Annotated in this window: 23 protein-coding genes and 1 pseudogene; 7 read left to right on the top strand and 17 right to left on the bottom strand. The window is 66.0% G+C overall.

The features are described from left to right. Positions 1 to 78 precede the first annotated feature (78 nt). The gene (gene lexA, locus ACT2B0_RS08760) at positions 79 to 789 is read left to right on the top strand and encodes a transcriptional repressor LexA (protein ID WP_473463651.1); all 711 of its coding nucleotides are present in this window, start codon (positions 79 to 81) and stop codon (positions 787 to 789) included. A gap of 99 nt (positions 790 to 888) precedes the next feature. On the opposite strand, the gene ACT2B0_RS08755 is transcribed toward lexA, so the two are convergent. After that, positions 889 to 3,297: a ComEC/Rec2 family competence protein gene (locus ACT2B0_RS08755; RefSeq protein WP_473463649.1), complete on the bottom strand. Its 2,409-nt coding sequence runs from the start codon at positions 3,295 to 3,297 to the stop codon at positions 889 to 891. Positions 3,298 to 3,424: 127 nt separating this feature from the next. Between ACT2B0_RS08755 and gltX the strand changes: the two genes are divergently transcribed. Continuing rightward, a complete protein-coding gene (gene gltX, locus ACT2B0_RS08750) occupies positions 3,425 to 4,849 on the top strand; it encodes a glutamate--tRNA ligase (RefSeq protein ID WP_473463647.1) in 1,425 nt (474 codons plus the stop codon). A 203-nt stretch (positions 4,850 to 5,052) separates the two neighbouring features. Further along, complete coding sequence (gltA, locus tag ACT2B0_RS08745; RefSeq protein ID WP_481658470.1) at positions 5,053 to 6,342, top strand: citrate synthase; 1,290 nt, start codon at positions 5,053 to 5,055, stop codon at positions 6,340 to 6,342. A gap of 34 nt (positions 6,343 to 6,376) precedes the next feature. On the opposite strand, the gene lpxB is transcribed toward gltA, so the two are convergent. The 15 genes and pseudogenes from lpxB to ACT2B0_RS08670 form a co-directional block, all read right to left on the bottom strand. Continuing rightward, entirely contained in the window at positions 6,377 to 7,558 is a 1,182-nt protein-coding gene (gene lpxB, locus ACT2B0_RS08740; protein WP_473463643.1) for a lipid-A-disaccharide synthase, read from the bottom strand. Then, on the bottom strand, positions 7,555 to 8,439 hold the full coding sequence (locus ACT2B0_RS08735; protein ID WP_473463640.1) for an LpxI family protein: 885 nt from the start codon (positions 8,437 to 8,439) through the stop codon (positions 7,555 to 7,557). Before ACT2B0_RS08735 ends, lpxB begins: the two co-directional genes overlap by 4 nt. Next, positions 8,423 to 9,263: pseudogene (gene lpxA / locus ACT2B0_RS08730) on the bottom strand (acyl-ACP--UDP-N-acetylglucosamine O-acyltransferase). The gene ACT2B0_RS08735 and the pseudogene lpxA overlap by 17 nt, the downstream one beginning before the upstream one ends. Before the next feature lie 12 nt (positions 9,264 to 9,275). After that, positions 9,276 to 9,749, bottom strand: coding sequence for a 3-hydroxyacyl-ACP dehydratase FabZ (gene fabZ, locus ACT2B0_RS08725; RefSeq protein WP_473463635.1), 474 nt, complete (start codon positions 9,747 to 9,749; stop codon positions 9,276 to 9,278). Further along, positions 9,742 to 10,800 carry a UDP-3-O-(3-hydroxymyristoyl)glucosamine N-acyltransferase gene (gene lpxD, locus ACT2B0_RS08720; protein WP_473463632.1) on the bottom strand — a complete coding sequence of 353 codons (1,059 nt, stop codon included), beginning with the start codon at positions 10,798 to 10,800 and terminating at the stop codon, positions 9,742 to 9,744. The genes fabZ and lpxD overlap by 8 nt, the downstream gene beginning before the upstream one ends. Before the next feature lie 65 nt (positions 10,801 to 10,865). Continuing rightward, positions 10,866 to 13,262, bottom strand: a complete 2,397-nt coding sequence (gene bamA / locus ACT2B0_RS08715; protein WP_473463629.1) for an outer membrane protein assembly factor BamA — start codon at positions 13,260 to 13,262, stop codon at positions 10,866 to 10,868. Between the two features lie 214 nt (positions 13,263 to 13,476). Beyond that, a complete protein-coding gene (gene rseP, locus ACT2B0_RS08710) occupies positions 13,477 to 14,607 on the bottom strand; it encodes an RIP metalloprotease RseP (RefSeq protein ID WP_473463627.1) in 1,131 nt (376 codons plus the stop codon). A gap of 71 nt (positions 14,608 to 14,678) precedes the next feature. Beyond that, positions 14,679 to 15,494, bottom strand: a complete 816-nt coding sequence (locus ACT2B0_RS08705) for a phosphatidate cytidylyltransferase (RefSeq protein WP_473463624.1) — start codon at positions 15,492 to 15,494, stop codon at positions 14,679 to 14,681. Positions 15,495 to 15,537: 43 nt separating this feature from the next. Continuing rightward, positions 15,538 to 16,257 carry an isoprenyl transferase gene (locus tag ACT2B0_RS08700; protein WP_473463621.1) on the bottom strand — a complete coding sequence of 240 codons (720 nt, stop codon included), beginning with the start codon at positions 16,255 to 16,257 and terminating at the stop codon, positions 15,538 to 15,540. Positions 16,258 to 16,296: 39 nt separating this feature from the next. Then, positions 16,297 to 16,857: a ribosome recycling factor gene (gene frr / locus ACT2B0_RS08695; RefSeq protein ID WP_473463619.1), complete on the bottom strand. Its 561-nt coding sequence runs from the start codon at positions 16,855 to 16,857 to the stop codon at positions 16,297 to 16,299. A gap of 40 nt (positions 16,858 to 16,897) precedes the next feature. Then, positions 16,898 to 17,620, bottom strand: coding sequence for a UMP kinase (pyrH, locus tag ACT2B0_RS08690; protein ID WP_473463616.1), 723 nt, complete (start codon positions 17,618 to 17,620; stop codon positions 16,898 to 16,900). Positions 17,621 to 17,725: 105 nt separating this feature from the next. Next, the gene (tsf, locus tag ACT2B0_RS08685; protein WP_473463614.1) at positions 17,726 to 18,649 is read right to left on the bottom strand and encodes a translation elongation factor Ts; all 924 of its coding nucleotides are present in this window, start codon (positions 18,647 to 18,649) and stop codon (positions 17,726 to 17,728) included. Positions 18,650 to 18,791: 142 nt separating this feature from the next. Then, the gene (gene rpsB / locus ACT2B0_RS08680; protein WP_473463612.1) at positions 18,792 to 19,607 is read right to left on the bottom strand and encodes a 30S ribosomal protein S2; all 816 of its coding nucleotides are present in this window, start codon (positions 19,605 to 19,607) and stop codon (positions 18,792 to 18,794) included. A gap of 201 nt (positions 19,608 to 19,808) precedes the next feature. Next, the gene (locus tag ACT2B0_RS08675) at positions 19,809 to 20,147 is read right to left on the bottom strand and encodes a DUF4031 domain-containing protein (RefSeq protein ID WP_473463610.1); all 339 of its coding nucleotides are present in this window, start codon (positions 20,145 to 20,147) and stop codon (positions 19,809 to 19,811) included. Positions 20,148 to 20,157: 10 nt separating this feature from the next. Next, positions 20,158 to 20,970, bottom strand: coding sequence for a cell envelope integrity EipB family protein (locus ACT2B0_RS08670; protein ID WP_473463607.1), 813 nt, complete (start codon positions 20,968 to 20,970; stop codon positions 20,158 to 20,160). A gap of 191 nt (positions 20,971 to 21,161) precedes the next feature. Between ACT2B0_RS08670 and ACT2B0_RS08665 the strand changes: the two genes are divergently transcribed. From ACT2B0_RS08665 to ACT2B0_RS08655, 3 genes are read left to right on the top strand one after another with little or no spacing between them, the layout of a single operon-like run. Then, the gene (locus ACT2B0_RS08665) at positions 21,162 to 21,620 is read left to right on the top strand and encodes a RidA family protein (protein WP_473463605.1); all 459 of its coding nucleotides are present in this window, start codon (positions 21,162 to 21,164) and stop codon (positions 21,618 to 21,620) included. Next, positions 21,613 to 22,353 (top strand): glycerophosphodiester phosphodiesterase, encoded by a 741-nt coding sequence (locus ACT2B0_RS08660; RefSeq protein WP_473463602.1) that lies wholly within the window; start codon positions 21,613 to 21,615, stop codon positions 22,351 to 22,353. Before ACT2B0_RS08665 ends, ACT2B0_RS08660 begins: the two co-directional genes overlap by 8 nt. A gap of 55 nt (positions 22,354 to 22,408) precedes the next feature. Next, entirely contained in the window at positions 22,409 to 23,614 is a 1,206-nt protein-coding gene (locus ACT2B0_RS08655) for a GNAT family N-acetyltransferase (RefSeq protein WP_473465872.1), read from the top strand. Positions 23,615 to 23,652: 38 nt separating this feature from the next. Here the strand turns inward: ACT2B0_RS08655 and ACT2B0_RS08650 are convergent, their stop codons facing one another. Then, complete coding sequence (locus ACT2B0_RS08650) at positions 23,653 to 23,982, bottom strand: DMT family transporter (protein ID WP_473463600.1); 330 nt, start codon at positions 23,980 to 23,982, stop codon at positions 23,653 to 23,655. 93 nt (positions 23,983 to 24,075) lie between these two features. Here ACT2B0_RS08650 and ACT2B0_RS08645 point away from each other — a divergent pair, with 93 nt between their 5' ends. Beyond that, positions 24,076 to 24,510 carry an HIT family protein gene (locus tag ACT2B0_RS08645; RefSeq protein WP_473463597.1) on the top strand — a complete coding sequence of 145 codons (435 nt, stop codon included), beginning with the start codon at positions 24,076 to 24,078 and terminating at the stop codon, positions 24,508 to 24,510. Positions 24,511 to 24,536 lie beyond the last annotated feature (26 nt).

Here is a 24,536-nt window from a genome sequence, read left to right as displayed (position 1 = left end):
CGGACACTTGCGGAACAAGGTGAGAACAGATAGAGTTTGTTCTGGTTTTGTTTGTCGATGATTCCGCTGGGGGCGACCATGCTAACCCGAAAACAACACGAACTGCTGCTGTTCATCCATCAACGACTGAAGGAGACCGGCATCCCGCCCTCCTTCGACGAGATGAAGGAAGCGCTCGATCTGGCCTCCAAATCTGGTATCCACCGGCTGATCACCGCACTGGAGGAGCGCGGCTTCATCCGCCGGCTGCCCAATCGCGCCCGCGCGCTGGAAGTGCTGCGCCTGCCGGAATCGATCTCGCCGGGGCTCGGGCGACCGCGCAGCTTTTCGCCGAGCGTCATCGAGGGCAGTCTCGGCAAACCGAAACCCAAACCGGCCCCGCCCGTGTCGGACAATGACGATGCCGGCGGCGTGTCGGTGCCGGTCATGGGGCGGATCGCCGCCGGCGTGCCGATCGACGCCATCCAGCACCAGACGCACGCGATCACCGTGCCGCCCGACATGCTGTCGGCCGGCGACCATTACGCGCTCGAGGTGCGCGGCGATTCGATGATCGACGCCGGCATTCTCGACGGCGACACCGTCATCATTCGCAGCGCGGCGACCGCCAATCCCGGCGACATCGTGGTGGCGCTGGTGGAAGACGCCGAGGCGACCCTGAAACGGTTTCGGCGCAAGGGCGCCTCGATCGCGCTCGAGGCCGCCAACCCGGCCTATGAGACCCGTATCTACGGCCCCGATCAGGTCAAGGTGCAGGGACGGCTGGTCGGCCTAATCCGCCGCTACTGATTTTTCCCCGGCGCCGGGCGCGCCGGGCGGGTTTCGGCCGGAGCCGGCCGGTCCGCGGCCGCGTTCCGGGCCAGCCATCCCGTTGCGACGGCTGACGGCTCAGGTCTTGCCGCCCGTGGCGTCCTTCCCGCCTTTGCGTTTTTTGTCCTTCGTGCCTTTCTTGCCGCGTTTGTAGGGCGCGAGCCCGCGCGCTTCGCGCGAGAATTTGCGGTGCGCGAACCATGGCCGTTCGTTCCGCGGCAGGGCGAAGCGCGCTTCGGCGCGCAGCGGTTCTTCGCTCGCGCTGGCGCCCTCGGTTCCAACCTGCTTGAAACGCACCTCGAGACTGCCGCGGCGGGCGAGATCGCGGGCCGTCACGACAAGAACGTTTCTTGCCCGGCACGGATTGGCGGCGGTCGCGTCGGCGATCACGATCACGCTCGCCCGGCCGCAATATGGCGCGGCCGCGGCCTGGGTTTCGGCGTGCACCACCATGGCGCCGCGTGGATCGACGGCCTCGCAGGTCGCAGCGTCGCAGACAAAGCGCGGGTCGGCGCCGGCCTTGCCGCCGGGTTTTGCGTCGGACGCGGCCCGGTCGGGGCGCTCGAGCGGTTTGACGAAGCCCGTCGCCGCGCGCGCTTTTTGCCAGATGCCGATGGTAAAACCGTTCGGCCGCGCGCGGTTGACGGCGAGCCGGCCGTCATGGCGCATGATCGCGGCCAGTCGCGCGTCCTCCGACACCATCAGGTCGGGCGGCGTGCGCGCGGCGAACGCCGCAATTCCGGCCAGTGCGAGCGGCAGCGCCAGCCAGCGCAGGCCGGTGGTGGCGATGGTGGCGGCCAGAAGCGCGCCGGTGAACAGGATCAGCGCCAGCGGCGGCATCGCGCCAACGGCGTCGATCGGGCTGTGCTCGGAGACCCGGCGCGCCACCGCCACCATGATGGCGATCCCCTGGCCCATCACCGCCAGCGCCGGTCCCTCCAGCCCGACCGGCATCAGCACGCCGGCGGCGACGGCCGGCGGCATGATCAGCGTCGAGACGACCGGCATGGCGGCGAGGTTGGCGATCAGCCCCAGCGGGGCGATGCGGTGGAAATGCCAGATCGCGTAGACCGTGGTCGCGCCGCCCGCGATCAGCGACGTGGCGGCGATGCCGAGTAGAAAATAGGTCAGGCCGCGGCCGGCCTTGCGCAGCGCGCCCTGCGGTGGCGCGCGGCCGGCGCGCCGGCCGGCCGAGGTCCGGGTTGTCCAGCCGGCATAGGCCGCAATCAGCGCCGCGGTTGCGGCGAACGACATCTGAAAACTCGGCCCGACCACTTCGTGCGGCGCCAGCGCGGCGATGATCAGCGCGGCAATCGCCAGATTACGCATGGTGATCGCCGCGCGGTCGAACAACAGCGCGATCAGCATCACCGCGATCATGATGAAGGAACGCTGGGCGGCAACCGCCGCGCCGGAAATCGCCAGATAATAGGCGGCTGCCGCCAGCGCCAGCGCGGCGGCGTATTTTTTGACCGGATGGCGCGAGGCAAAGCCCGGCGCAAGCGCGAACAGCGCCCGCAGCGCCAGCATCACCGTGCCGGCGACCAGCGCCATGTGCAGCCCGGAGATCGACAGGATATGCGCCAGTCCGGCCCGGCGCAGCGCCTCCTCGACCTCCTCGGGAATGCCGGCGCGGGTGCCGGCGATCAGCGCGGCGGCGATCTCGCCCTCCGCGCCCGCGATATGGCGCCGGATCCGGCCGGCGATTGCTTGGCGCATATTGGCCAAGCCGGCGGCGAGACGCCCGGGCGCGCCGGCCGTGCCGGCGGACGGGCGTTTTTCGGGCGTGCCGAGGAAAAATCCGGTCGCGCCGATGCCGGCCATGTAGCTTTCGAACGCGAAATCATAGCCGTAGGGCCTGACCGGTCCGGAAGGCGGGAAAAGCCGCACGACGCCATGAATGCGCTCGCCGGCGGCGATGCCGGGATCGGCGCGCGCGGTGACGCGGACACGATCGGGCGCGTAGCGCAGCAGCGGCCGGCGCGTCGCCTCGACATCGATCGTGAAGCGGGTGCGTCCGCTCGCCTGGTGCTCGACCCTGACCACCCGTCCGGTCAGGACGGTCGAGACGGCGGAGCCCAGCATGGCGGTGTCGGCGCGCACGGTTTCAACCTTGCCGGCGACTGCGCCGGCCGCTGCAAACGCGAACGCCGCGCAAAGCCGTGCCGCGACCCCGTGTCGGGCGACAAGAAACCAGCCCGCCACCGGCCCGACAAGCGCGGCCGCAAGCAACGGCCAGCCCGGCTCGAAGGGCAGCGCGAAATAGAGGGCGGCGCCGGCGCAAAACAGCACCGGAACCAGGAGAAAGGGCGTGCCGCGCGCGTCTTCCAGCGCCAATGCCGCGGCAAGGGCGCGGCCGACGGACGCCAGGGCGCCCGATATGGATGCCGGCCGGGTGCGATCGGGCTGCCGACCGGCCGGCAGACGCGCGCCGTCGGCCGCGGGCGCGGTCGCCGTTTCCAGGCGCTGTGTCTCCATCGTGCTCATCGGGCCGTCGCCTCACGATGCGGCCGGCGCTTGCGCGGCCGGTCACCTATGCTACATGAACGCCGATCAAAATCACCCGCAGGCCGGCCGATCGCGCGGCGGGCCCGCAAACCTCCTGGACATCGCCATGACCAAGACCGTCGTCACGCGCTTCGCGCCCTCGCCCACCGGCTATCTGCATATTGGCGGAGCACGCACTGCGCTGTTCAACTGGCTCTATGCCAGGCATACGGGCGGCCAGATGCTGCTGCGCATCGAGGACACCGACCGCGAACGCTCGACCGAGGCGGCCACCGCCGCGATCCTCGACGGGCTTTCCTGGCTTGGCCTCGACTGGCACGGCGAGCCCGTCTCGCAGGCCGCGCGCGCCGACCGACACCGAGAAATCGCCGAGGAACTGGTGCGGCGCGGCGAGGCCTATTATTGCTACGCCAGCCAGGCCGAGCTGGAGGCCATGCGCGAAAGCGCCCGCGCCGAAGGCCGCCCGCCGCGTTATGACGGGCGCTGGCGCGACCGTGATCCGGCCGAGGCTCCCGCCGGCGTCGACCCGGTGGTGCGCATCAAGGCACCGCGGACCGGCGAGACACTGGTCGCCGACCGGGTCCAGGGCGAGGTCCGTTTCCCGAACAAGGATCTCGACGATTTCGTCATCCTGCGCTCTGACAAGAGCCCGACCTATATGCTGGCCGTGGTCGTCGACGACCACGACATGGGGGTGACCCACATCATTCGCGGCGACGACCACCTCACCAATGCGGCGCGCCAGACCATCATCTACCGGGCGATGGGCTGGGAGGTGCCGACAATGGCGCATATTCCGCTGATCCACGGGCCGGACGGGGCAAAACTGTCCAAGCGGCACGGCGCTCTGGGCGTAGAGGCCTATCGCGCCATGGGCTATCTGCCGGCGGGCCTGCGCAATTATCTGGCGCGGCTCGGCTGGAGCCATGGCGACGACGAGATCATGTCGACTGAGGACATGATCGGCTGGTTCGAGATCGAGGACGTCAACAAGGGCGCGGCGCGGTTCGATTTCAAGAAGCTGGAAGCGGTGAACGGCCATCATCTGCGGTCGATGGCCGACGCGGAGCTGCTCGACCTTTTGATCGCCACCCTGCCTTATCTGGACGGCGGGCCGGCGGTGGCCGAGCGGCTCGACGCGGCGAAAAAAACAATGCTGCTGGCCGCCCTGCCCGGCTTGAAGGAGCGTGCCAAGACCCTGGTCGAGCTGCTTGAGAACGCAGCCTATCTGTTCGCCGAACGCCCGCTATCCTTCGACGACAAGGCCGCCGCGCTGCTCGACGCACCCGCACGCCGGACGCTGGCCGGCGCCCGAACCGCACTGGAAGGCGTCGGTCAGGACTGGAGCGCGGCGACGGCGGAAGCGGCGGTGCGCGACTTCGCCGCCGAAGCCGGGCTGAAACTGGGCGCGGTCGCCCAGCCATTGCGCGCCGCGCTTACCGGGCGCACGGTTTCGCCGGGCGTGTTCGACGTGCTGGCGGTGCTGGGCCGCGAGGAAAGTCTGGCCCGCATCGGCGACGCCATTGGCTGATCGCGATTTGCGCGACGGTGTCGTGAAACGCTATTATGGGTGTGAAAGAACCGGTCCGGCCGGCTCTTTTGCACCGCAGCATTACCGTTTCGGCCAGCTTGGCACGAAACGGGAAATAGGATAGCTAAAGCGCACTTTTGACACCGCGAAATCCCACGCGGCGCTTCCCGTTTGGCTAGCCATTTTAGACGAAGGAGTTCTCCATGACAGATTCCACCGCAAAGCTCGAATATGGCGGCAAAAGTTTGGATTTGAACGTTAGGCCAGGATCCGTCGGCCCGAGCGTGGTGGATATCGCGTCCCTCTACAAAGATTCCGGCATGTTCACCTACGACCCCGGTTTCACCTCCACGGCCAGCTGCGAATCGAAGATTACCTATATCGACGGCGACGAAGGCGTGCTCTTGCATCGCGGCTACCCGATCGAGCAACTCGCCGAGCATGGTGATTTTCTGGAGGTTTGCTACCTGCTGCTTTACGGTGAATTGCCGACCAAGGCGCAGAAGCTGGATTTCGACTATCGCGTGACGCGTCACACCATGCTGCACGAGCAGATGTCGCGCTTCTTCACCGGGTTCCGCCGCGACGCCCATCCGATGGCGGTGATGTGCGGCGTGGTCGGGGCGCTGTCGGCCTTTTATCACGATTTAACCGATATCGCCGATCCGCATCAGCGCATGGTCGCCTCGATGCGCATGATCGCCAAGATGCCCACCATCGCGGCCATGGCCTACAAATACCATATCGGCCAGCCTTTCATGTATCCCAAGAACGAGCTGAGCTATTCGGCGAACTTCCTGCATATGTGCTTCTCGGTGCCCTGCGAGGATTACAAGATCAATCCCGTATTGGCGCGCGCCATGGACCGGATCTTCATCCTGCACGCCGACCACGAGCAGAACGCGTCGACGTCGACGGTGCGCCTGGCCGGTTCGTCGGGCGCCAATCCGTTCGCATGCATTGCCGCCGGCATCGCGTGCCTGTGGGGTCCCGCCCATGGCGGTGCCAACGAGGCCGCGCTCAACATGCTGGCCGAGATCGGCACGCCGGACCGGATTCCGGAATTCATCGACCGCGCCAAGGACAAGGACGATCCGTTCCGCCTGATGGGGTTCGGCCACCGCGTCTACAAGAACTACGATCCGCGCGCCAAGATCATGCAAAAGACCACGCACGAGGTGCTGGCCGAACTCGGCATCAAGGACGATCCGCTGCTGGAAGTGGCCATGGAGCTGGAAAAAATCGCCCTGACGGACGAGTACTTCATCGAAAAGAAGCTTTATCCCAATATCGATTTTTATTCCGGCATCACGCTGAAGGCGATGGGCTTCCCGACCACCATGTTCACCGTGCTGTTCGCGCTCGCGCGCACCGTCGGCTGGATCGCGCAGTGGAAGGAAATGATCGAAGACCCGCATCAGAAGATCGGCCGGCCGCGTCAGCTCTATACCGGGGAAACGACGCGCGACTACGTGGCGATTGCCAAGCGCTAGCCTGTGGCAACGCTTTTGTGATTCGAACGGCGCCTCAGGGCGCCGTTTTTCGTTGGCCAAGCAGGCTCGCGACCGCTTCGGCCGCGATTTCGCCAGCCGGCCGCTCGGTCGCCATCGCGCGCGCGATATCGGCAAAGCCTGCGCGCTGGGCGGCGCGCTGGGGCGTGTCGGCGACCAGGCGCTCGAGCTGCCTGGCGACCAGACCCGGGCTCAGGAAGGAATCGTAATATTCCGGCACGACCGGGTAGTCGGCGACCAGGTTGGGCAGCGATCCGGTCCATGTCGTCAGCAACGAATAGGCGAATTTGAACAGCGGGTCGGCCTTGTAGCACGATACCAGCGGCACGCCGGCAAGTGCGAGTTCGAGCGAAACGGTGCCGGAGGCGGCAAGGGCGGCATCGGCCGTGCCGAAGGCGGCGTATTTTTGCGCCGCCCCGGTGACGATTGTCGGTGCCGTCACCCAGTCGCGCGTCGCCTCGGCAAGCGTCTGTTGCAGGTGCGGCAATGTCGGTATGGTCAGGTCGAGCGTCAGCCCGCGCTGCTGCATGATCGCGACGGTCTCGCCGAACGGCTCCGTCAGCCGCTTGAGCTCCGAGCGGCGCGAACCGGGCAGAACGAGCAGCCTGATCGTTTCTCCCGCCGCGGGCGGAACCTTTGCGCGCTGGCGCTCGGCTGCGGTCACGACGGCGGGATCGTGGACCAGGCGATGGCCGACATAGGTCGCAGGCGGCCCGCCCAGGCGGCGCAGCACCTCGACCTCGAACGGCAGCACGCACAGCACATGGTCGACGAAGGCGGCCATGTGCGCCGCCCGCCCCGGCCGCCATGCCCATACGCTCGGGCACACATAGTGAACGACGGGAATATCGGGCGCGAGCGCGCGCACCTTCTTGGCCACGCGCAGGCTGAAATCGGGGCTGTCTATGGTAATCAGCACGTCGGGCTTGGCGTCGGCCAGCGCGTGTGCCGTGGTTGCGATGCGGCGGACGAGTTGCGGCAGCCTGGCGACCACGGCCGAAAAGCCCATCAGCGCGATTTCCTCCGGGTCGAACAGCGTGCGCAGGCCAAGCCCGGCAAGATGCTGTCCGCCGACACCGAAGAGTTCCGGTTCCTCCCCGAGGCTGATCGCCAGCGCGCGAACAAGATCGGCGCCGAGAAGGTCGCCGGATTCCTCGCCCGCGATCACCGCGACACGCAATGGCGCGCCGGCGCTCATGGGTCGCGCTCGTCGACCCCGGTCACGAAAAGTCCGAGCCGGTTCGCGGTCTCGATCACCTTGCCTTGATCGAGAATGATGGAGCGGCCGGCTTCGACGGCGATCCCGACCAGGCCGGCCGCATGGGCGCCTTCGACGCTGTTGGGACCGATGGCGGGCAGGTCGGCGCGCAATTCCTGGCCCGGCTTGGCGCATTTGACCAGCACGCCGCGGCTGCTCGCCGCGATGCGGCCATGCGTACGCAGGTGGGCGACCCGGGCCAAAAGCCCGTCCGTGCCCTCGATGCCTTCGAGCGCGACCACACGCCCGCCAATGGCGACCGCCGCCTGACCGATATCGAGCGCGCCGATCGCCCGTGCGGCGGTCCGTGCGGCGCTGATGTCGCGGCGGTCCTTGGCGGTCGGCCGCGCACGCGTCAGCGTGACGGCCGTCGCCACCAGATCGGGCAGGATTTCGTGCGCGCCCATCACGGCGAAGCCGCGCGATTCCAGAAAACCGACGATGGCGCGCAAAATGCCGTCGTCGCCGCGCCCCAGCGTGGCGACAACGCGCGGCAGCATCGCGATCAGGTCGACGGTCCATTTCAGGCGCGACAGGGCCGGCCGCCTCTCGATGGCGCCGGCAAGCACGACATGGCTCACCCCCGCCGTTTTCAGGACCCCGACAAGACGGCCGAACTCCTCCAGTTCGATCACTTCATGTTCGAACCGCCAGAGCGGCGAGTCCGGCCTCACCTCGCCGCCGACAATGACCACGAACGGGTTCTGTCCGCGCGCGGCCAGGCCGAGCGCGAGATCGGCCGGTAGCCTGCCGCCGCCGGCGACGATCGCGACGCGCCGGGTGAATTCGGTGGCGCCGGTGGCTTCAGGCGTGCTCGTCATCAGCGGCCGCATCGCTCTCCCCCCGCGGTGGCACGCAGAAATAGCGTTTGTCGCGATCGGTCATGAAGGCGACGATCTGCATCACCGCCTCGACGTCGGAAAACTCGGATTCTGACGATGTCGAGGTTTTCCGTCAGCGGGCGCTGCGGATCGAAAATCTGCCGATAGGCCTCACGCATGCGCAGGATCTGGGCGCGCGGCATGCCGGAGCGGCGCATGCCGACAATGTTGAAGCCTCTGAGCTTGGCCCGGTTGCCCGCCACCATGCCGTAGGGGATGACGTCGCCGACAATCGCCGAGCAGCCGGCCGCGAAGGCGCGGGCGCCGATCCTGACATGCTGGTGGACCGCCGTCAGTCCGCCGACGATCACGTGGTCGCCGAGTTCGCAGAACCCGCCCAGCGTCGAGCCGTGGGTCAAGGTGACGTTGTTGCCGATGATGCAATCATGCGCGACATGGGAATAGGACAGGAAATAGCCGTCGTCGCCGACCACGGTCGCCTTGCGTCCGCCGTCGGTGCCCACATGCATGGTCACGGCCTCTCGAATGACGCAGTTGCGCCCGATCGTCAGGGTTGTGTGACCGCCCTTGTGCTTGGTGTCCTGCGGCTGCCCGCCAAGTGCCGCGTGTGGGTAGATCTTCGTGCCCGCGCCGATCGTTGTGGCGCCGGTCACCGAAATATGGCTGAGCAGTTCGACGCCCGCATCCAGCACCACGTTGGCCCCGACATGGCAGAACGGACCGATGCGCACGTCAGGCGCCAGGCGCGCGCCCGGCTCGATGACCGCGCTTGGATGAATCAGATCTTCGGACCGCTGTTGCATGGGGCTGCGTATTCAGCCGTTCTGTTTGGGCGTCATCATGGCGGATATCTCCGCCTCGGCCACCTTGGTACCCTCGACGGTCGCCACGCAAGCGAACTTGAACACCGCCCCGCGCTGTTTGAGCTTGCGCACTGCGATGCGCAACTGATCGCCCGGGACGACGGGGCGGCGGAATTTCGCGCCATCGATGGTCATGAAATAGACGAGGTTTGGCGTGTGTTTGCCGGAATTGCGCACGCAGATGGCGCCGGCCGTCTGCGCCATCGCCTCAACGATCAAGACCCCCGGCATGACCGGCATTTCGGGGAAATGACCCTGGAAATGCGGCTCGTTGATGGTGACGTTCTTGATGCCGACGGCGGAATTGTCGCCGTCGACCTCCTCGATCCGGTCGACAAGCAAAAAAGGATAACGGTGCGGCAGGTGGCGCAGCAGTGCCTGGATGTCGAGCGTATCGAGAACTGGATTGGCCTGCGGCTCAGACATCCCGGTTGCCCTTTCGCGCCTTGTTGCCCGCCAGTTTGCGTATCATATTCACCTCGCGAAACCATTCCTTGGCCGGTTGCGCCGGCAGTCCCGCCCATTTCTGCCCGGCCGGAATGTCATGCATCACGCCGCTTGCCGCTGCAATATGCACGCCGTCTCCGATCTTGATGTGATCGGCGATGCCGACGAGGCCGCCCAGCATGACGAAGTCGCCGATCACGACCGAGCCGGAGATGCCGACATGGGCGGCGATCGCGCAATGCCTGCCGATCCGGACATTGTGGCCAAGCTGAACCAGATTGTCGATCTTGGTCCCTTCGCCGATCAGCGTGTCGCTCAGCGCGCCGCGGTCGATCGTGGTGTTGGCGCCGATCTCCACGTCATCTTGAATGACCACCCGGCCAAGCTGCGGCATCTTTTTCAGGCCGCCCGGCGAGGGCATGAAACGAAATCCGTCCTGGCCGATGCGTGCGCCGGCATGGATGATGACCCGGTCGCCGATCAGGCTGGCGACAATGCTTGCCGACGCGCCGACATAGCAGTCGCGACCGATCTGGCATCCCGGTCCGATCACCGCGCCGGGGGCGATCACGGTGCCGCGCCCGATCGCGGCGCCCGGCCCCACCACGGCACCCGCCTCCACGATGGCGCCGGGTTCGACAAGCGCGTCGGCGGCGATGTGGGCGGCCGGCGACAGGCCGGTCTCGCCGGTCACCGCCTGCGGCGAGGCGGCGGCCGGGCACACGACGCCGGCCACCTCGGCGAAGGCGAGCGCCGGCGAAGGCGTCGTCAGAGCGGCGATGCCGGCCGGCACCCTTGCGGCCAGCTCGACCGGGCACAACACAGCAGCGGCCGTCAGTGTGTCCAGCAGCTTGGCGTGGCGGCCCTTCTCGACATAGACAAGCGTGCCGGGGCCGCCTTCCTCGGCGGCCACCAGCCTGCTTATCTCGTTGCCCGCAAGCGTTTCATCGGCGATCTCCGCCCCGGCCAGCGTGGCGATCTCGCCGGCCGTATAGCGGCGCGACGGCACGTAGAACTGCGGCTCAGCCATACTGGATCCGAACCCTCGGTCGCGCGGGCTCAGATGTCCCGGGCTCGCGGTCGCGGATTTCCACCCTAGAAGCGGGTGGAAACGCCGAAGTTGATATTCTGCACCTCGTCGGTCGGTTCCTTGACGATCGGGAACGCGTAGTCGAGGCGGATCGGACCGAACGGCGACGACCACAGAATACTGGCGCCGACCGAGGCCCGCCATTTCATGCCCGTCGTCGACGGATCGGCGTCGAGCAGCGTATTGCCGTAAAGCGTCGCAGCGTCCACGAACAGCGCGCCCTTCAGACCGAAGCCGTACGGCACCAGCGGCAGCGGGAACTGCGCCTCGGCCGAGGCATGGAAATAGGTCGTGCCGCCGAGATGGTCGGTCGGAGAGGTCAACGAGGCCGGTCCGATACCGCTTCCCTCGAAACCGCGAATGATGCGGTCCGTATTCTGGAAGTGATCGAACAGGCGCAGGGTCTGACCGGTGGGGATGATGTGACCGGCGCCGGCGACCAGAACGCCGACCACGTCCTGCTCGTCGAGCAGCGTGTGGTAATAGGTGCCGCGCCCGGTCAGCTTGACATATTGGGCATCGCCGCCAAGGCCTGCGACCTCGACCGAGAAGGTCGAGTAGATGCCTTCGCGCGGGTTCTTCATGTCGTCGATCGTGTTGTAGAGCAACGTGCCCGAGACCGCCGATTTCACCCACGGGCTCTGCCCGACCGCTGTGACGATCGCCGGCGAGATCACGCAGCCCGGATCGGGAATGCCGTCGGGCGGGGCGACGCCGGTTCCGTTGGTGATGCTGTCGCACGCGCCGGTGAGGCCGTATTCTTCGACCGAATAGGAATAGGCAACCTGTCCGGTGAGCGCCTCGGTGATCGGCAGGCCGAAGCGCACCGTCGCTCCCGTCAGTTCGGACGTGTAGTTGTCGAAGGAGCGCGTCTGCCGGAAAATATCAAAGCCGGCCGAGATCCGCCGGCCCAGGAAATAGGGCTCGGTGAACGACAGGCCGTAATCGCGCGAACCGTTGCCGCCGCCGACCGACACTTTGATGAACTGGCCGCGGCCGAGGAAGTTCTTCTCCGCGATCGAACCCTCGATGTTGACGCCTTCGCGTCCGCGGGCCGAATCGCCGGTGGAATAACCCGCGCCGACGGAAAATTCGCCGGTCGACTTCTCGACCACGTCGATGACCAGATAGACCTGGTCCGGCTGCGAACCGGGCACGGTGGAGATGTTGACCGCGGTGAAATAGTCGAGCCGCTCCAGGCGCCGCTTGGCGCGCTGCACCAGGACCTGGTTGAAGGCGTCGCCTTCGCTGATGTCGAACTCGCGGCGGATCACATAGTCGCGCGTGCGGTCATTGCCGCGGATCTCGATGCGCTCGACATAGGTGCGCGGTCCCTGGTCGATCGAATAGACGACCGAAATGGTGCGGGTTTCGAAATCGCGATTGCCGCGCGGCGTGACCTGGGTGAAGGCGTAGCCCATGCCCACGGCGCGCTCGGTCAGCGCGATGATCGTGTCTTCCACGTCCTTGGCGGAATAGACATTGCCGCGACGGGTTTCCAGCAGCGAATCGAACGCGCCGGTGTCGATGCCGTCGAGCGTGGTCTCGATGGAGACGTCGCCGAACGTGTAGCGGTCGCCTTCCTCGATGGTGATGTTGACGGTGTACTCGTTGGTGGTCTCGTCGAGATCGGCCGAAGCGGATATCACCCGGAAATCGGCGTAGCCGCGATTGTAGTAGAAGCGGCGCAGCGCCTCCTCGTCGGCCCGCAGCCGGTTCTCGTCGTAAATGTCGTCGCGGAACAGGAAGGACAGCAGGTTCGACTTCTTGGTCGAGATCACGTCGCGCAGCCGCCTGTCGCTATAGGCGTTGTTGCCGACGAAACTCACCGACGCGATCTTGGTACGGCCGCCTTCGGTGATCTCGTAGACAACGTTGACGCGGTTTTCGCCGAGATCGATCGTGCGCGCGGTGACGATCGCGTCCTCGCGGCCGATCTGTGCGTAGGCCTGGCGGATGGTCTCGACGTCGGCTTCCATCGCCGCGTTGGAGAACGACCCGCGGGCACGCATCTGGACGGCCCGTGCGAGGTCGGCGTCCTTGAGCTTGCGATTGCCCTGGAAAATGACCTGATTGACGATGGCGTATTCGTCGACTTCGACCACCAGCGTCGAGCCGCGGAAATTGATCCGCACGTCGGCGAACAGGCCGGTGCCGAACAGCCGCTTGACGGCTTCGTCAATGTCGGCGCCGGAATAATTCTGCCCCTGGCGGATGTTCAGGTAGCTGCGAATGGTTTCATTGTCGACGCGGCTGTTGCCGCGGATATCGACGGAACGGACCACGGCCGCCTCGGCGACCACCACGCTGGCCATCTGAAATGCCAAAGAGCCGGACACAATCATGCCGGCCGAAAGAGCGGCCGCCGACGCGGCGCTCAAAAATTTCTTAGTTGCCTTCATCGGGCTAAATTACCTTGTTCTCGTAGTCCCCACGGCGAGAAACCGGATATCTGATCGTGCCTGATACCCTATTACCCGGAAATTCCATACACGCAAGGCTTCTGGTTAATTTGCATTTACTAATCCGCATTGCGTGGCTTTCACGTCACGCAATTTGCCGGAAATGGTAAATGGCTAGTCAATCCAATACGCTGTCGCCCGCCGTTCTCGCACCTCAGCACCCGAATATGTCGTTCCAGAACACGAATCCCATAAACACCAGTACCAGCAGCAGCCCGGCCCGGTAAACCGCCTCCGTCACGCGTTCGGACACCGGCCGGCCGGTCGCCGCCTCAACGGCATAAAACACCAGGTGCCCCCCGTCCAGCGGCGGGATCGGCAATAGGTTTAGCACACCGATGCCCACGGACAGAAGCGCGACGAGTTGTATCAACCATTCGAAGCCCTTGCTTGCCGCCTTGCCGGCCATGTCGGCGATCCGAACAGGCCCGCCAAGCTGACAGCGGTCCTCACGCCCTGCCACAAACCGTTTCAAAAATTGACCGGTACGCACGATGATGTAGCCGGTTTCGGTCACGGCTTCGCCAACGGCTTCCAGCGGACCGTACTCGACCGCGCGCGGCTGGCCGGCTTCCGGCGAGCTGACGACGCCGATGATACCGACTTTGATCGTGTTGCCGAGCGCGTCGGTCTGTTCGGTGCTCTCCGGCGTCGCGCGCAGCAAGACCTCCTCGCCCTGACGCAGCATGACAAAGGTCAGCTCGTCTCCGGCGCGGCCCGAGACCAGCCGCTGCACATCGGCGAAGGTCTCGACCTTGCTGCCGTCGACGGAAACGAAACGGTCGCCGGGCAGGAAACCGGCCGCGGCGGCCGGGCTGTCGGCGCGGACTTCCGACACGATCGGTTCGGAGACGAAGCGGCCATAAGCGGCAAACATCACCGCAAACACCGCGATCGTCAGCAGGAAGTTGAACAGCGGTCCGGCAACCACGGTGGCCGCGCGTTTCCAGACCGGCTGCAGGTGGAAGGCGCGCGCGCGATCGCTTTCGCTGAGCGCTTCCATTTCCTCTGAACCAGGCTGGCTGGTGGCGTTCATGTCGCCGACGAACTTGACGTAGCCGCCCAGCGGTACGGCCGAGAGCTTCCAGCGGGTGCCGTGCCTGTCGGTGAAGCCGACCAGTTCGGGACCAAAGCCGATCGAAAACGCGTTGACGCCGATGCCGCACAGCCTGCCGATGAGGTAGTGCCCCATCTCGTGCACGAAGACGACGACCGTCAACACGAACAGGAACGGCACGATCGTCCCGATCAGAAGACCGTTCGTGCCGATGATCGAATCCAGCATGCCGCCCACTTCCATCTAACTGTTGCCCCTGCATGCGCCGGTCCGCTGTCTCGGCAAGGTCACGCCGCTGTTCAGCCTGACGCGAATGCGGCCAGGGGATCGTTCGGTCCCGATGCGGCCACGCCGATCAGGTAAAGGGCAATCACGGCGGCGACAAGACCGTCGACGCGATCCATGACGCCGCCATGGCCCGGAATGAGACTGGAGGAGTCCTTGGCGCCGAAATGGCGCTTGAGCCAGGATTCAAACAGATCGCCGATTTGCGAGACCGCGCTCAACAGCACGATCGCCGCGATCGCCAGCCAGCCGATGGGCAGGCCCGCCCCCGTCGCCACGCCGAGCCCGGCGATCACGGCAAACAGCACGCCGCCGAAAGCGCCGCTCCAGGTCTTGCCCGGCGAAATCGCCGGCGCCAGCTTCGGCCCGCCTGCCAGCCGGCCGACGAAATAGGCAAAAATGTCGGTCGCCCACACGACGGCAAACAAAAACAGCACCGCGACCAGCCCCGGCTGCCCGTCGCCGCGAATGGCGGTCGCGGCGATCACCGGCAAAAGCGCGTAGGCGACGCCGCCGGCGCCCCACAGGCCCTGCCCCGAAACCAGGCCGGAGATCAGCGCCAACCCGGTGCCGGCGGCAAGCGCGACCAGCAGCGTCGCGGGCTGCAGGCCGGCAAGCACCATGACCAGCAGCAGGCAAGCCACCCCGCAAATCAGCGCGAAATGCGCCATGTGGCGGCGCTGGTCGCTCAACAGGCACCATTCGTAGAAAATCGCGGCGCCGACGACGACGGCAAGCACCCGAAAGGCCGCGCCGCCGAGATAGGTCAGGCCGAGCGCGACGCCGGCCAGGACCAAGGCCGAAACGAGCCGCAGGTAAAAATTGCTCATCGCTCTACCCGGTGTCCGGCCGGGAACGGGCCCGGACGGGCGCTCACGAAGCCACGTCCCTGGCGGCAACGCCGCCAAAGCGCCGGTCCCGGTTTGCGAAGATCTCGATGGCGGCAAGCAGGTCGTCGCGGGTGAAGTCGGGCCAATGCCCGGGCAGGTAGACGAATTCGGCGTAGGCGGCCTGCCAGAGCAGGAAATTCGACAGCCGCTGGTCGCCGCCGGTGCGGATGATCAGATCGGGATCGGGAATGCCGGCCGTGTCCAGAAAGGCGGCGAACGTGTCTTCGGTAACCTGGTCGGCCGTGATCTCGCCGCGCGCCGCCATACGCGCGATCTTGGCGGCGGCGCGGGCGATCTCGTCGCGCGCGCCGTAATTGAAGGCGATGACCAGGTTCATCGCGATATTGTCCCGGGTCAGCGCCTCGGCTTCCTCAAGCAGCGCCTTGATGTCGGGTTTGAGGCCCTTGCGGTCGCCGATCACGCGCACCTTGACGCCGTTTTGATGCAGTTCGGCCAGGTCGCGCCGGATAAAGAGCTTCAAGAGCCCCATCAGATCGTTGACCTCCGAGGCGGGACGCGACCAGTTCTCGGACGAAAACGCATACACCGTCAGCCAGTCGATCCCGGCCTCGCCGGCAGCGCGCACGGTCTTGCGCAGCACCTCCACGCCGGCGCGATGGCCGGCGGTGCGCGGCATGCCGCGCGCCTTGGCCCAGCGGCCGTTGCCGTCCATGATGATCGCGATATGAGCCGGTTTGGTCATCGTCGCCTTCCAGATCAGCAAACAGCCCCGTTCACACGATCACACATGCATGATCTCGGCTTCCTTCTCGGCGAGCACGCTGTCGATCGTGGCGATGGTGTCGTCGGTCAGCTTTTGCACCTGGTCGGAGCGCGAACGCACCTCGTCCTGTCCGAGGTCGCCGTCCTTTTCCATCTTCTTGAGCCCTTCCATGCCGTCGCGGCGTACGTGACGGGCGGCCACGCGGGCGCTCTCGGCATATTGGTGGGCGATCTTGACCAGTTCCTTGCGCCGCTCCTCGTTGAGTTCGGGGAGCGGGATGCGCAACGTCGTGCCGTCGACGATCGGATTGAAGCCGAGATTGGATTCGCGGATCGCGCGGTCGACGGCGCCGACCAGGGTCTTGTCCCAGACGGAAATCTGGATCATGCGCGGTTCGGGCACGGTCACGGTGCCGACCTGCGTGACCGGCATCGGCGAGCCATAGGCCGTCACCATGACCGGATCGAGCAGGTTCGCCGACGCGCGTCCGGTCCGCAGGCTGGCCAGATCGTGCTTGAAGGCGTTGACCGCGCCCTCCATGCGCCGTTGCAAATCCTTGTAGTCATACCCGCTGCTCATTGTCTGGCTCCGTCTCCCGGTGGCATTCGCGGACCGTGTTTCACTCGTCGGAAACAACGGTGCAGCGGCCTTCTCCCTTGAGAATCGCTGCGAAGCCGCCTTTTTCATGTATCGAATAGACGATTATCGGAATGTTGTTTTCGCGCGCAAGCGCAATCGCTGCGGTATCCATCACCGCCAGGCCTTTTTGCAACACTTCGCGATGGGTGATGTGCTCGTAGCGGCGCGCATCGGGGTGATTTTTCGGATCGGCCGAATACACGCCGTCGACCTGGGTGCCCTTGAACAGCGCATCGGCGCCGATTTCGGCGGCGCGCAGCGCGGCGGCCGAATCGGTGGTGAAGAAGGGATTGCCCGTGCCGCCGGCGAAGATCACCACCTTGCCGGCGTTCATGTAGGCGGTGGCCTTGCGTTGGGAAAAGCTCTCGCACAATTCGGGCATGGCGATCGCCGACAGCACCACCGCGTCGACCCCGATCTTGACCAGCGAGGTGCGCATGGCCAGCGAATTGATGACGGTGGCCAGCATGCCCATATGGTCGCCGGTCACCCGATCGCCGCCGGCCGAGGCCACGGCCACGCCGCGGAAAATATTACCGCCGCCGATCACCAGCCCGACCTCGACGCCGAGCTTTCGCGCCTCGGCGATGTCGGCGGCGATCTGATCGGCGACCGAGACGTCGATGCCAAAACCCTGCTTGCCCATCAACGCCTCGCCGGATGCTTTGAGCAGGACACGGCGATAGGGCGGTTTGGCAGGCATCACACACTCTTTATCGTTCGGAAAACCGTTGCGCGGCTTGCGATACACGAAGGGCGTCGCGTTGTCACGCGACGCCCTGATAGTGTTTGCGGTGCTAAGATTGGGTTATTTTTTGACCGCTGCGGCAACTTCGGCGGCAAAATCGCTTTCCTCGCGCTCGATGCCCTCGCCGAGCGCGAAACGCACGAAGCCGGTCAGCTTGGCGGGCGCGCCGATCGTTGCCTCGGCTTCCTTCAGCGCCTGTTCCACGGTCAGGTCGGGATTGATCACGAAGGCCTGCTTCAGCAACACCACTTCCTCGTAGAACTTGCGCAACCGGCCTTCCACCATCTTGTCGATGATGTTGTCGGGCTTGCCGGAGGCGCGGGCCTGGTCGGCGAAGATGTCGCGTTCCCTGGCCACGGCGGCGGGATCGAGCTCTTCGGTGGTCAGCGCCATCGGGTTGGTCGCCGCGACATGCATGGCGACCTGGCGCGCGAAACCGCGCGCGGCCTCGGCGTCGCCGGCGGTCTCGATGCCGACGAGCACTCCGAGCTTGCCGAGATTGTCGCCGACGGCGTTGTGGACATAGGTCGCCACCACGCCCTGCCCCACGGTCAGCTTGGCCGAGCGGCGCAGGCTCATGTTCTCGCCGATGGTCGCGATCGCGTCGCGCACCTGGTCGACCACCGGCTTGCCGGTGCCGGGATAGGCGACCTGGGCGACGGCGTTGGTCGATCCGTCGGTCGACAGCGCGACGGTGGCGATGTTGCGGACCAGATCCTGGAAGGCCTCGTTGCGGGCGACGAAGTCGGTCTCGGAATTGACTTCCACGACGATGCCGGCACTGGCGTCGGCGGCGACGCCGATCAGGCCCTCGGCGGCGGTGCGCCCGGCCTTCTTGTCCGCCTTGGCGACGCCCTTCTTGCGCAGGAAGTCGACCGCGGCCTCCATGTCGCCGCCGGTCTCCGTCAGCGCGCTCTTGCAGTCCATCATGCCCGCGCCGGTCATCTCGCGGAGCTCTTTCACCTGTGCAGCCGAAATGCTCATCTCTACCTCTCGTACCAAGTCGGGTCGGACGCCGTCAGGCGCTGTTGTGCACCTGTCGCGCACGCCCGGGAAATGCCCTTGTTCGCGGCCGGCACGGTTGGCACCATGCCGGTCCGCCTCGCAGATTACTGCGACGGATTTCTTACGCGCTCTTGCCGGCTTCGGCTTCGGGCGCAGGCGCGGCTTCGGGGGCCGGCGCGGGTTCGGGTTCCAGCGCGGGCTCGACCGGTGCTTCCTCGGCCGCGCCGACATCGACGCCGAGCGCGCCCTGCTGGCGTGCGATGCCGTCGATCGCCGCCTTGGCGACCAGGTCGCAATAAAGCGAGATGGCGCGCGCGGCGTCGTCATTGCCCGGGATCGGGTAATCGACGATGTCCGGATCGCAGTTGGAATCGACGATCGCCACGACCGGAATGCCCAGGCGCTTGGCTTCCTGGATGGCGATCGCTTCCTTGTTGGTGTCGATCACGAACATCAGGTCCGGCGTCGAGCCCATGTCGCGGATGCCGCCGAGGGCCTTGTTGAGCTTCTCGCGCTCGCGCTCGAGGTTGAGGCGCTCCTTCTTGGTGAAGCCCTGGGCGTCGCCGGCCAGCAATTCGTCGAGCTTGCGCAGGCGCTGGATCGAATGGGAGATCGTTTTCCAGTTGGTCAACATGCCGCCCAGCCAGCGCGCATTGACAAAATACTGCGCCGAACGCTGCGCCGAATCGGCGATGATCTCGGATGCCTGACGCTTGGTGCCGACCATCAGCACGCGGCCGCCGGCCGCCACCGTGTCGGAGATGACCTTGAGCGCCTGGTGCAGCAGCGGGACGGTCTGCGACAGGTCGATGACATGGACATTGTTGCGGGCGCCGAAGATGTAGGACGCCATCTTCGGGTTCCAGCGGTGGGTCTGGTGGCCGAAGTGAACACCAGCTTCCAGAAGCTGGCGCATGCTGAAATCGGGCAGTGCCATAGGATTTTCCTTTCCGGTTTGGCCTCCACGGGTGAACGACGACACCGCGTCTGCGATGGCGCCACCGGCGGCGACGACCGGATTTCTCCCGGCTCGTTACCTATCCCCGTGTGTGGAATGAGCGCGCAAATAGGCGATTTTGCCTGCTATTGCAAGCCCGACGCCCATTTGCCGTCGTGCCGGTCCGCCGCGGCCCGCCTTTTACCGCCCGCTGGAGGTTCTGCGCCCTGCCCGCGCTACGGGCAGCCGCTGTTCGTCCGGCTGTTCGCGCCGCTTGCCGTTCTTGACCCGGACCCGGCGGAACACCGCGACGATTTCCTCGCGTCCGCAGGCGACCGCGCCCAGCGCCAGCGCTCGGCTGCGCTCCAGCCCGGTGATGTCGTAATGGGGCGCCGACGTCTTCGGCGGGCCCTGGTAGGAGAGCCGGGTTATGCCGAGCCTGGCGGCGAAGCCGTGCAGCTCCTCGGGGCTGTCGGCCAGCAAATGGCACCATTTGCGGCCGGCGAAGCGCCACAGCGGGCGATCGACATAGACGGCCACAACGCCGCCTTCAGTTCTCGCAGCCGGCCGGCTGGTCGAACAGCGCCAGGTCGACCAGCGTTCCGGTCATGGAAAAATCACCGTAATCCATCACGAGGTCGCGGGTGATGCCGTTGGGATGCAGCTTGAAGTCGATCCGGTAATCGGGCAGTTCCTCGCCCTTGGACAGATCGAAATAGGCGATCGACACCGGCCAGTAGCGCGCCGGCTCGATGGCGCCGGCCGCCGGGAATTCGCCGTCCTGTTGATCGGTGACGTCCTGCTGGCCGATGATCACCGTGGTGGTCATGATCCTGTCGGCGTCCTCGGACCCGTCATACAGATCGGTTTCGTAGAAGGTTTCGCCCTGTTCGGCCTTTGCGATCAGCTCTTCCAGGTGCCGCGTGGGAAACTGTGTCACCGCCAGCGTCACGGTGCTGCGCACGGGTTTGTCGATCTCCACAACGGTGGCGCCGTCCTTCAGCCGGGCACGGCCTTTGACCTCGCGGTCGAGCGCCCGGTCGACATAGGCCTTGGTGACGAAGTCGAAACTGTCGCCGCCCGGTCCCTCATAGGTCGAAGTCTGCTGGTCGGTCATGCGCGAGACGTCGGCGGTGTCGATCTGGGTGACGAAGCGGAAATTGACCGTATAGCCCTCGCAGGCCGATCCGTTGAACTCGTAGACCATGCGTCCGCGCGCCGCCGTGATGCCGGAGCGGTCGGAGGCCTCGTCGAGCGCGATGTCGTAGACGGCCCGGTGCGGAACCAGGCCCGGCTGTGCCATGGCCGGCGTCGCGGCGAGCCCGCACAGGGCGCAGGTGGCGATAGCGCGGATGACGCGCATGATAGTCTCCCTGACATCCGCTGCGGCGGATCTTGCATGACGGTCGGTGGCGTTTGCGCCGTCATTCGGCTGATTCCTGGGCACAGTATTAAATATGGCTTGGCGGACGCCAGAGCAAATTACACTGTTGGCGCACCGGTACGATGCCGACGACAACGCGAAGCGCCACAATGGATGGGAGCCGCACGATCATGACAGCCGCACAGCGCCTGGCCGATTTGGGCTACGATCTGCCGCCTGCCGCGTCCGCGGCCGGCAACTATCTGCCCTTCGTGCGCACCGGCTCGCTCTTGATGATCTCCGGGCAATTGCCGCTCAGGGACGGAAACCTGATCGCCACCGGGCTGCTCGGCCGCGACTTGACGACAATTCAGGGTCAGGAGGCGGCACGCCAATGCGCCTTGAACCTGCTCGCCCAGGCCAGGGCGGGCGCCGGCGATCTGGAAAACATCGCCCGGCTGGTGAAGATCACCGTATTCGTCGCCTCGACGCCGGATTTCACCGAACAGCATCTGGTCGCCAACGGCGCCTCCGACCTGCTGGCCGAGGTGCTGGGCGAGCGCGGCCGGCATGCGCGCGCCGCCGTCGGCACCGCCGTCCTGCCGCTCAACGCGCCGGTCGAGATCGAGGCGATGTTCGAACTTGGCTGAGCGTGTCGCGCACGACCTGTCGTGGCTGACCGCGCGACCGATCGCGCATCGCGGCCTGCATGACCTCAACCGGCGGCGCTGGGAAAACACCCTGCCGGCCTTCGAGGCGGCCTGCGCCAAGGGCTACGCGATCGAATGCGACGTCAGGCTTTCGGCCGACGGGGTGGCGATGGTCTTTCACGACGCCGAACTGGACCGCCTCACCGGCCGGCCGGGGCTCGTGCAGGACCATACGGCCGCCAAACTGGGCGCGATGCGCGTCGGGCAAACCGACGCCCACGTGCCCTCGCTTTCCCAGGCGCTCGCCTGCGTTGCCGGCCGGGTGCCGCTTGTCATCGAGCTGAAAGGGGCCGAGGGCGCCGATGCGGGGCTGGTGCGCACCGTGGGCCGCGATCTTGCCGCCTATTCCGGCCGGGCGGCGATCATGTCGTTCGACCCCTGGCTGGTGCGGCGCTTTTCGGCCGACGCGCCGGGCATTCCCGTCGGGCTGACGGCCATGGGGACGCAGACGGAGGAGCTGGAAAAGCACTTTTCCATGCTGGCGCACGACATCGCTTTCGTGTCCTACGGGGTTGCCGATCTGCCGAACCCGTTCGTCGCCTTCGTCCGCGAACGGCTCGCCATGCCGGTCATCACCTGGACGGTGCGCACGCCGGACGATATCGCCCGCACCTTCGCCTTCGCCGACCAGATGACGTTCGAGGGCTTCGAGCCCGCTCTCGCCACCCGATGAGGAGAGACGCCGGGTTTTGCCTTGCAAGCCGGATCGGGCGTCATATCTTGGCATGATGGCGACAGGCAGCGCATGCAATGGCTCTCCCAAGGCGGACGACTTCGTCATTCGCGTCGTGCCCTCGTTCAGCCAGTTCGGCGAGAGCGAATGGCAGGCGCTTGCCGGCACCTGCCGCAACGATGACAAGACGCCTTACAACCCTTTTGTTTCGCACGGTTTTCTGAGTTCCCTGGAGGAAGCGGGCTGCGCCGTGCGCGAGACCGGGTGGCAGCCCCAGCACCTGCGCCTGGAGGGGCCGGGCGGCGCCCTCCTCGGCGCCGTTCCGTGTTTTTTGAAATCGCACAGCCAGGGCGAATATGTCTTCGACCACGGCTGGGCCGATGCGTTCGAGCGCGCCGGCGGCGCCTATTATCCCAAACTCCAGGTCTCGGTGCCGTTCACGCCGGCGACCGGCCCGCGCCTGCTTGTCGCTCGCGACCGCGATCCGGGACCGGTGCGCGGCGCGCTCGCGACCGGGCTGAAAACGCTGACGGAGCGGCTCGGCGTCTCGTCGGCCCATGTCACCTTCGCGCCGGAGGCCGAGGCCGACGCGCTCGAACAGGCCGGGTTCCTGCGCCGCACGGACCAGCAGTTTCATTTCCGCAACGAGAATTACGGGTCCTTCGACGCCTTCCTCGCCTCCCTCGCCTCGCGCAAGCGCAAAGCGATCCGCAAGGAACGCCGCGACGCGCTTGGGGAGGGAATCACGATCAAGTGGCTGAGCGGCCGCGACCTGACGGAAGCGGTCTGGGACGATTTTTATCGCTTCTACATCGACACCGGTGGGCGCAAATGGGGTCGGCCCTATCTCACCCGGCGCTTCTTTTCGCTGATCGGCGAGCGCATGGGCAACGACATTTTGCTGATCATGGCGCGGCGCGACGGGCGCTATATCGCCGGCGCGATCAATTTCATCGGCGGCGACACGCTGTTCGGCCGGCATTGGGGCTGTGTTGAGGACCACCCGTTCCTGCATTTCGAGGTCTGTTATTACCAGGCGATCGCGTTTGCCATCGAACGCGGGCTGAAAGTGGTGGAGGCCGGCGCGCAGGGGCCGCACAAGCTGGCGCGCGGCTACGTGCCGGTCACCACCCATTCCGCGCATTTCATCGCTCATCCGGGCCTCAGGCGCGCGGTCGCCGACTATCTCGACCACGAGCGCGCCGATGTCGCCCGCGTCGGGGCCTATTTCGAGGACCACGCCCCGTTCAGAAAACCGTGATCGCGACGGCCGCTCGAAAATGGGATCGCGCTGGCCGCTCAGTGGGCGAGCGTTTTGGAAAACAGGTTGAGCACCAGCACGCCGGCGACGATCAGCAAGATGCCGATGATGGCGGCCAGGTCGAGGGTCTGGCGAAACCACACCCAGCCGATCGCGGTGATGAACACGATGCCCACCCCGGACCAGAGCGCGTAGATGATGCCGACCGGCAGCACCCGCAGCGGCAAGGACAGGAAATAGAAGGCGAGCGCGTAGCCCCCGACCGTGACCAGCGACGGCCACAATCTGGTAAAACCATCCGTCTGTTTGAGCGCGGTGGTTGCCACGACCTCGAACATGATGGCGGCGGCGAGATAAAAATAGGTCATCGACGGCTCCGCGGATTCGGGCCCTGCCCGGTTGACGACAGTGAAACTAGCGCCGAAACATGGCCGCGATAGCGGTCACACGACGAGGATGAGATGAGCCAGCCCGCCTACGACGCCGACAACGTGTTTGCCAAGATCCTGCGCGGCGAATTGCCGGCGCACAAGCTCTGCGAGGACGAGCACACGCTTTCATTGATGGACATCATGCCGCGCGGCGACGGCCATTGCCTGGTGATCCCGAAAAAGCCCTCGCGCAATATTTTCGACGTCGAGGCCACCGACCTGGCCGCGGTGATGGCGACGACCCAGACGCTGGCGAAGGCCGTCACCAGGGCGTTTTCGGCCGACGGGGTGACGATCCAGCAGTTCAACGAGCCGGCCGGCGGGCAGGTCGTGTTCCATCTGCACGTGCACGTCATTCCGCGTTTCGAGGGGGTGAAGCTTCGTCCCCATACCGGCGAGATGGCCGATCAGGCTGTCCTGGCCGAGCAGGCCGAAAAGATCAGGGCAGCCCTGGCCGCGCTGTGATCTTCACGCGCGCCCGCCTGATCGCC

The organism is Nitratireductor sp. J20-h4, assembly GCF_056780505.1.
The sequence above is the reverse complement of the archived record's forward strand: the minus strand, read 5'-3'. Positions and strand labels throughout refer to the sequence as shown.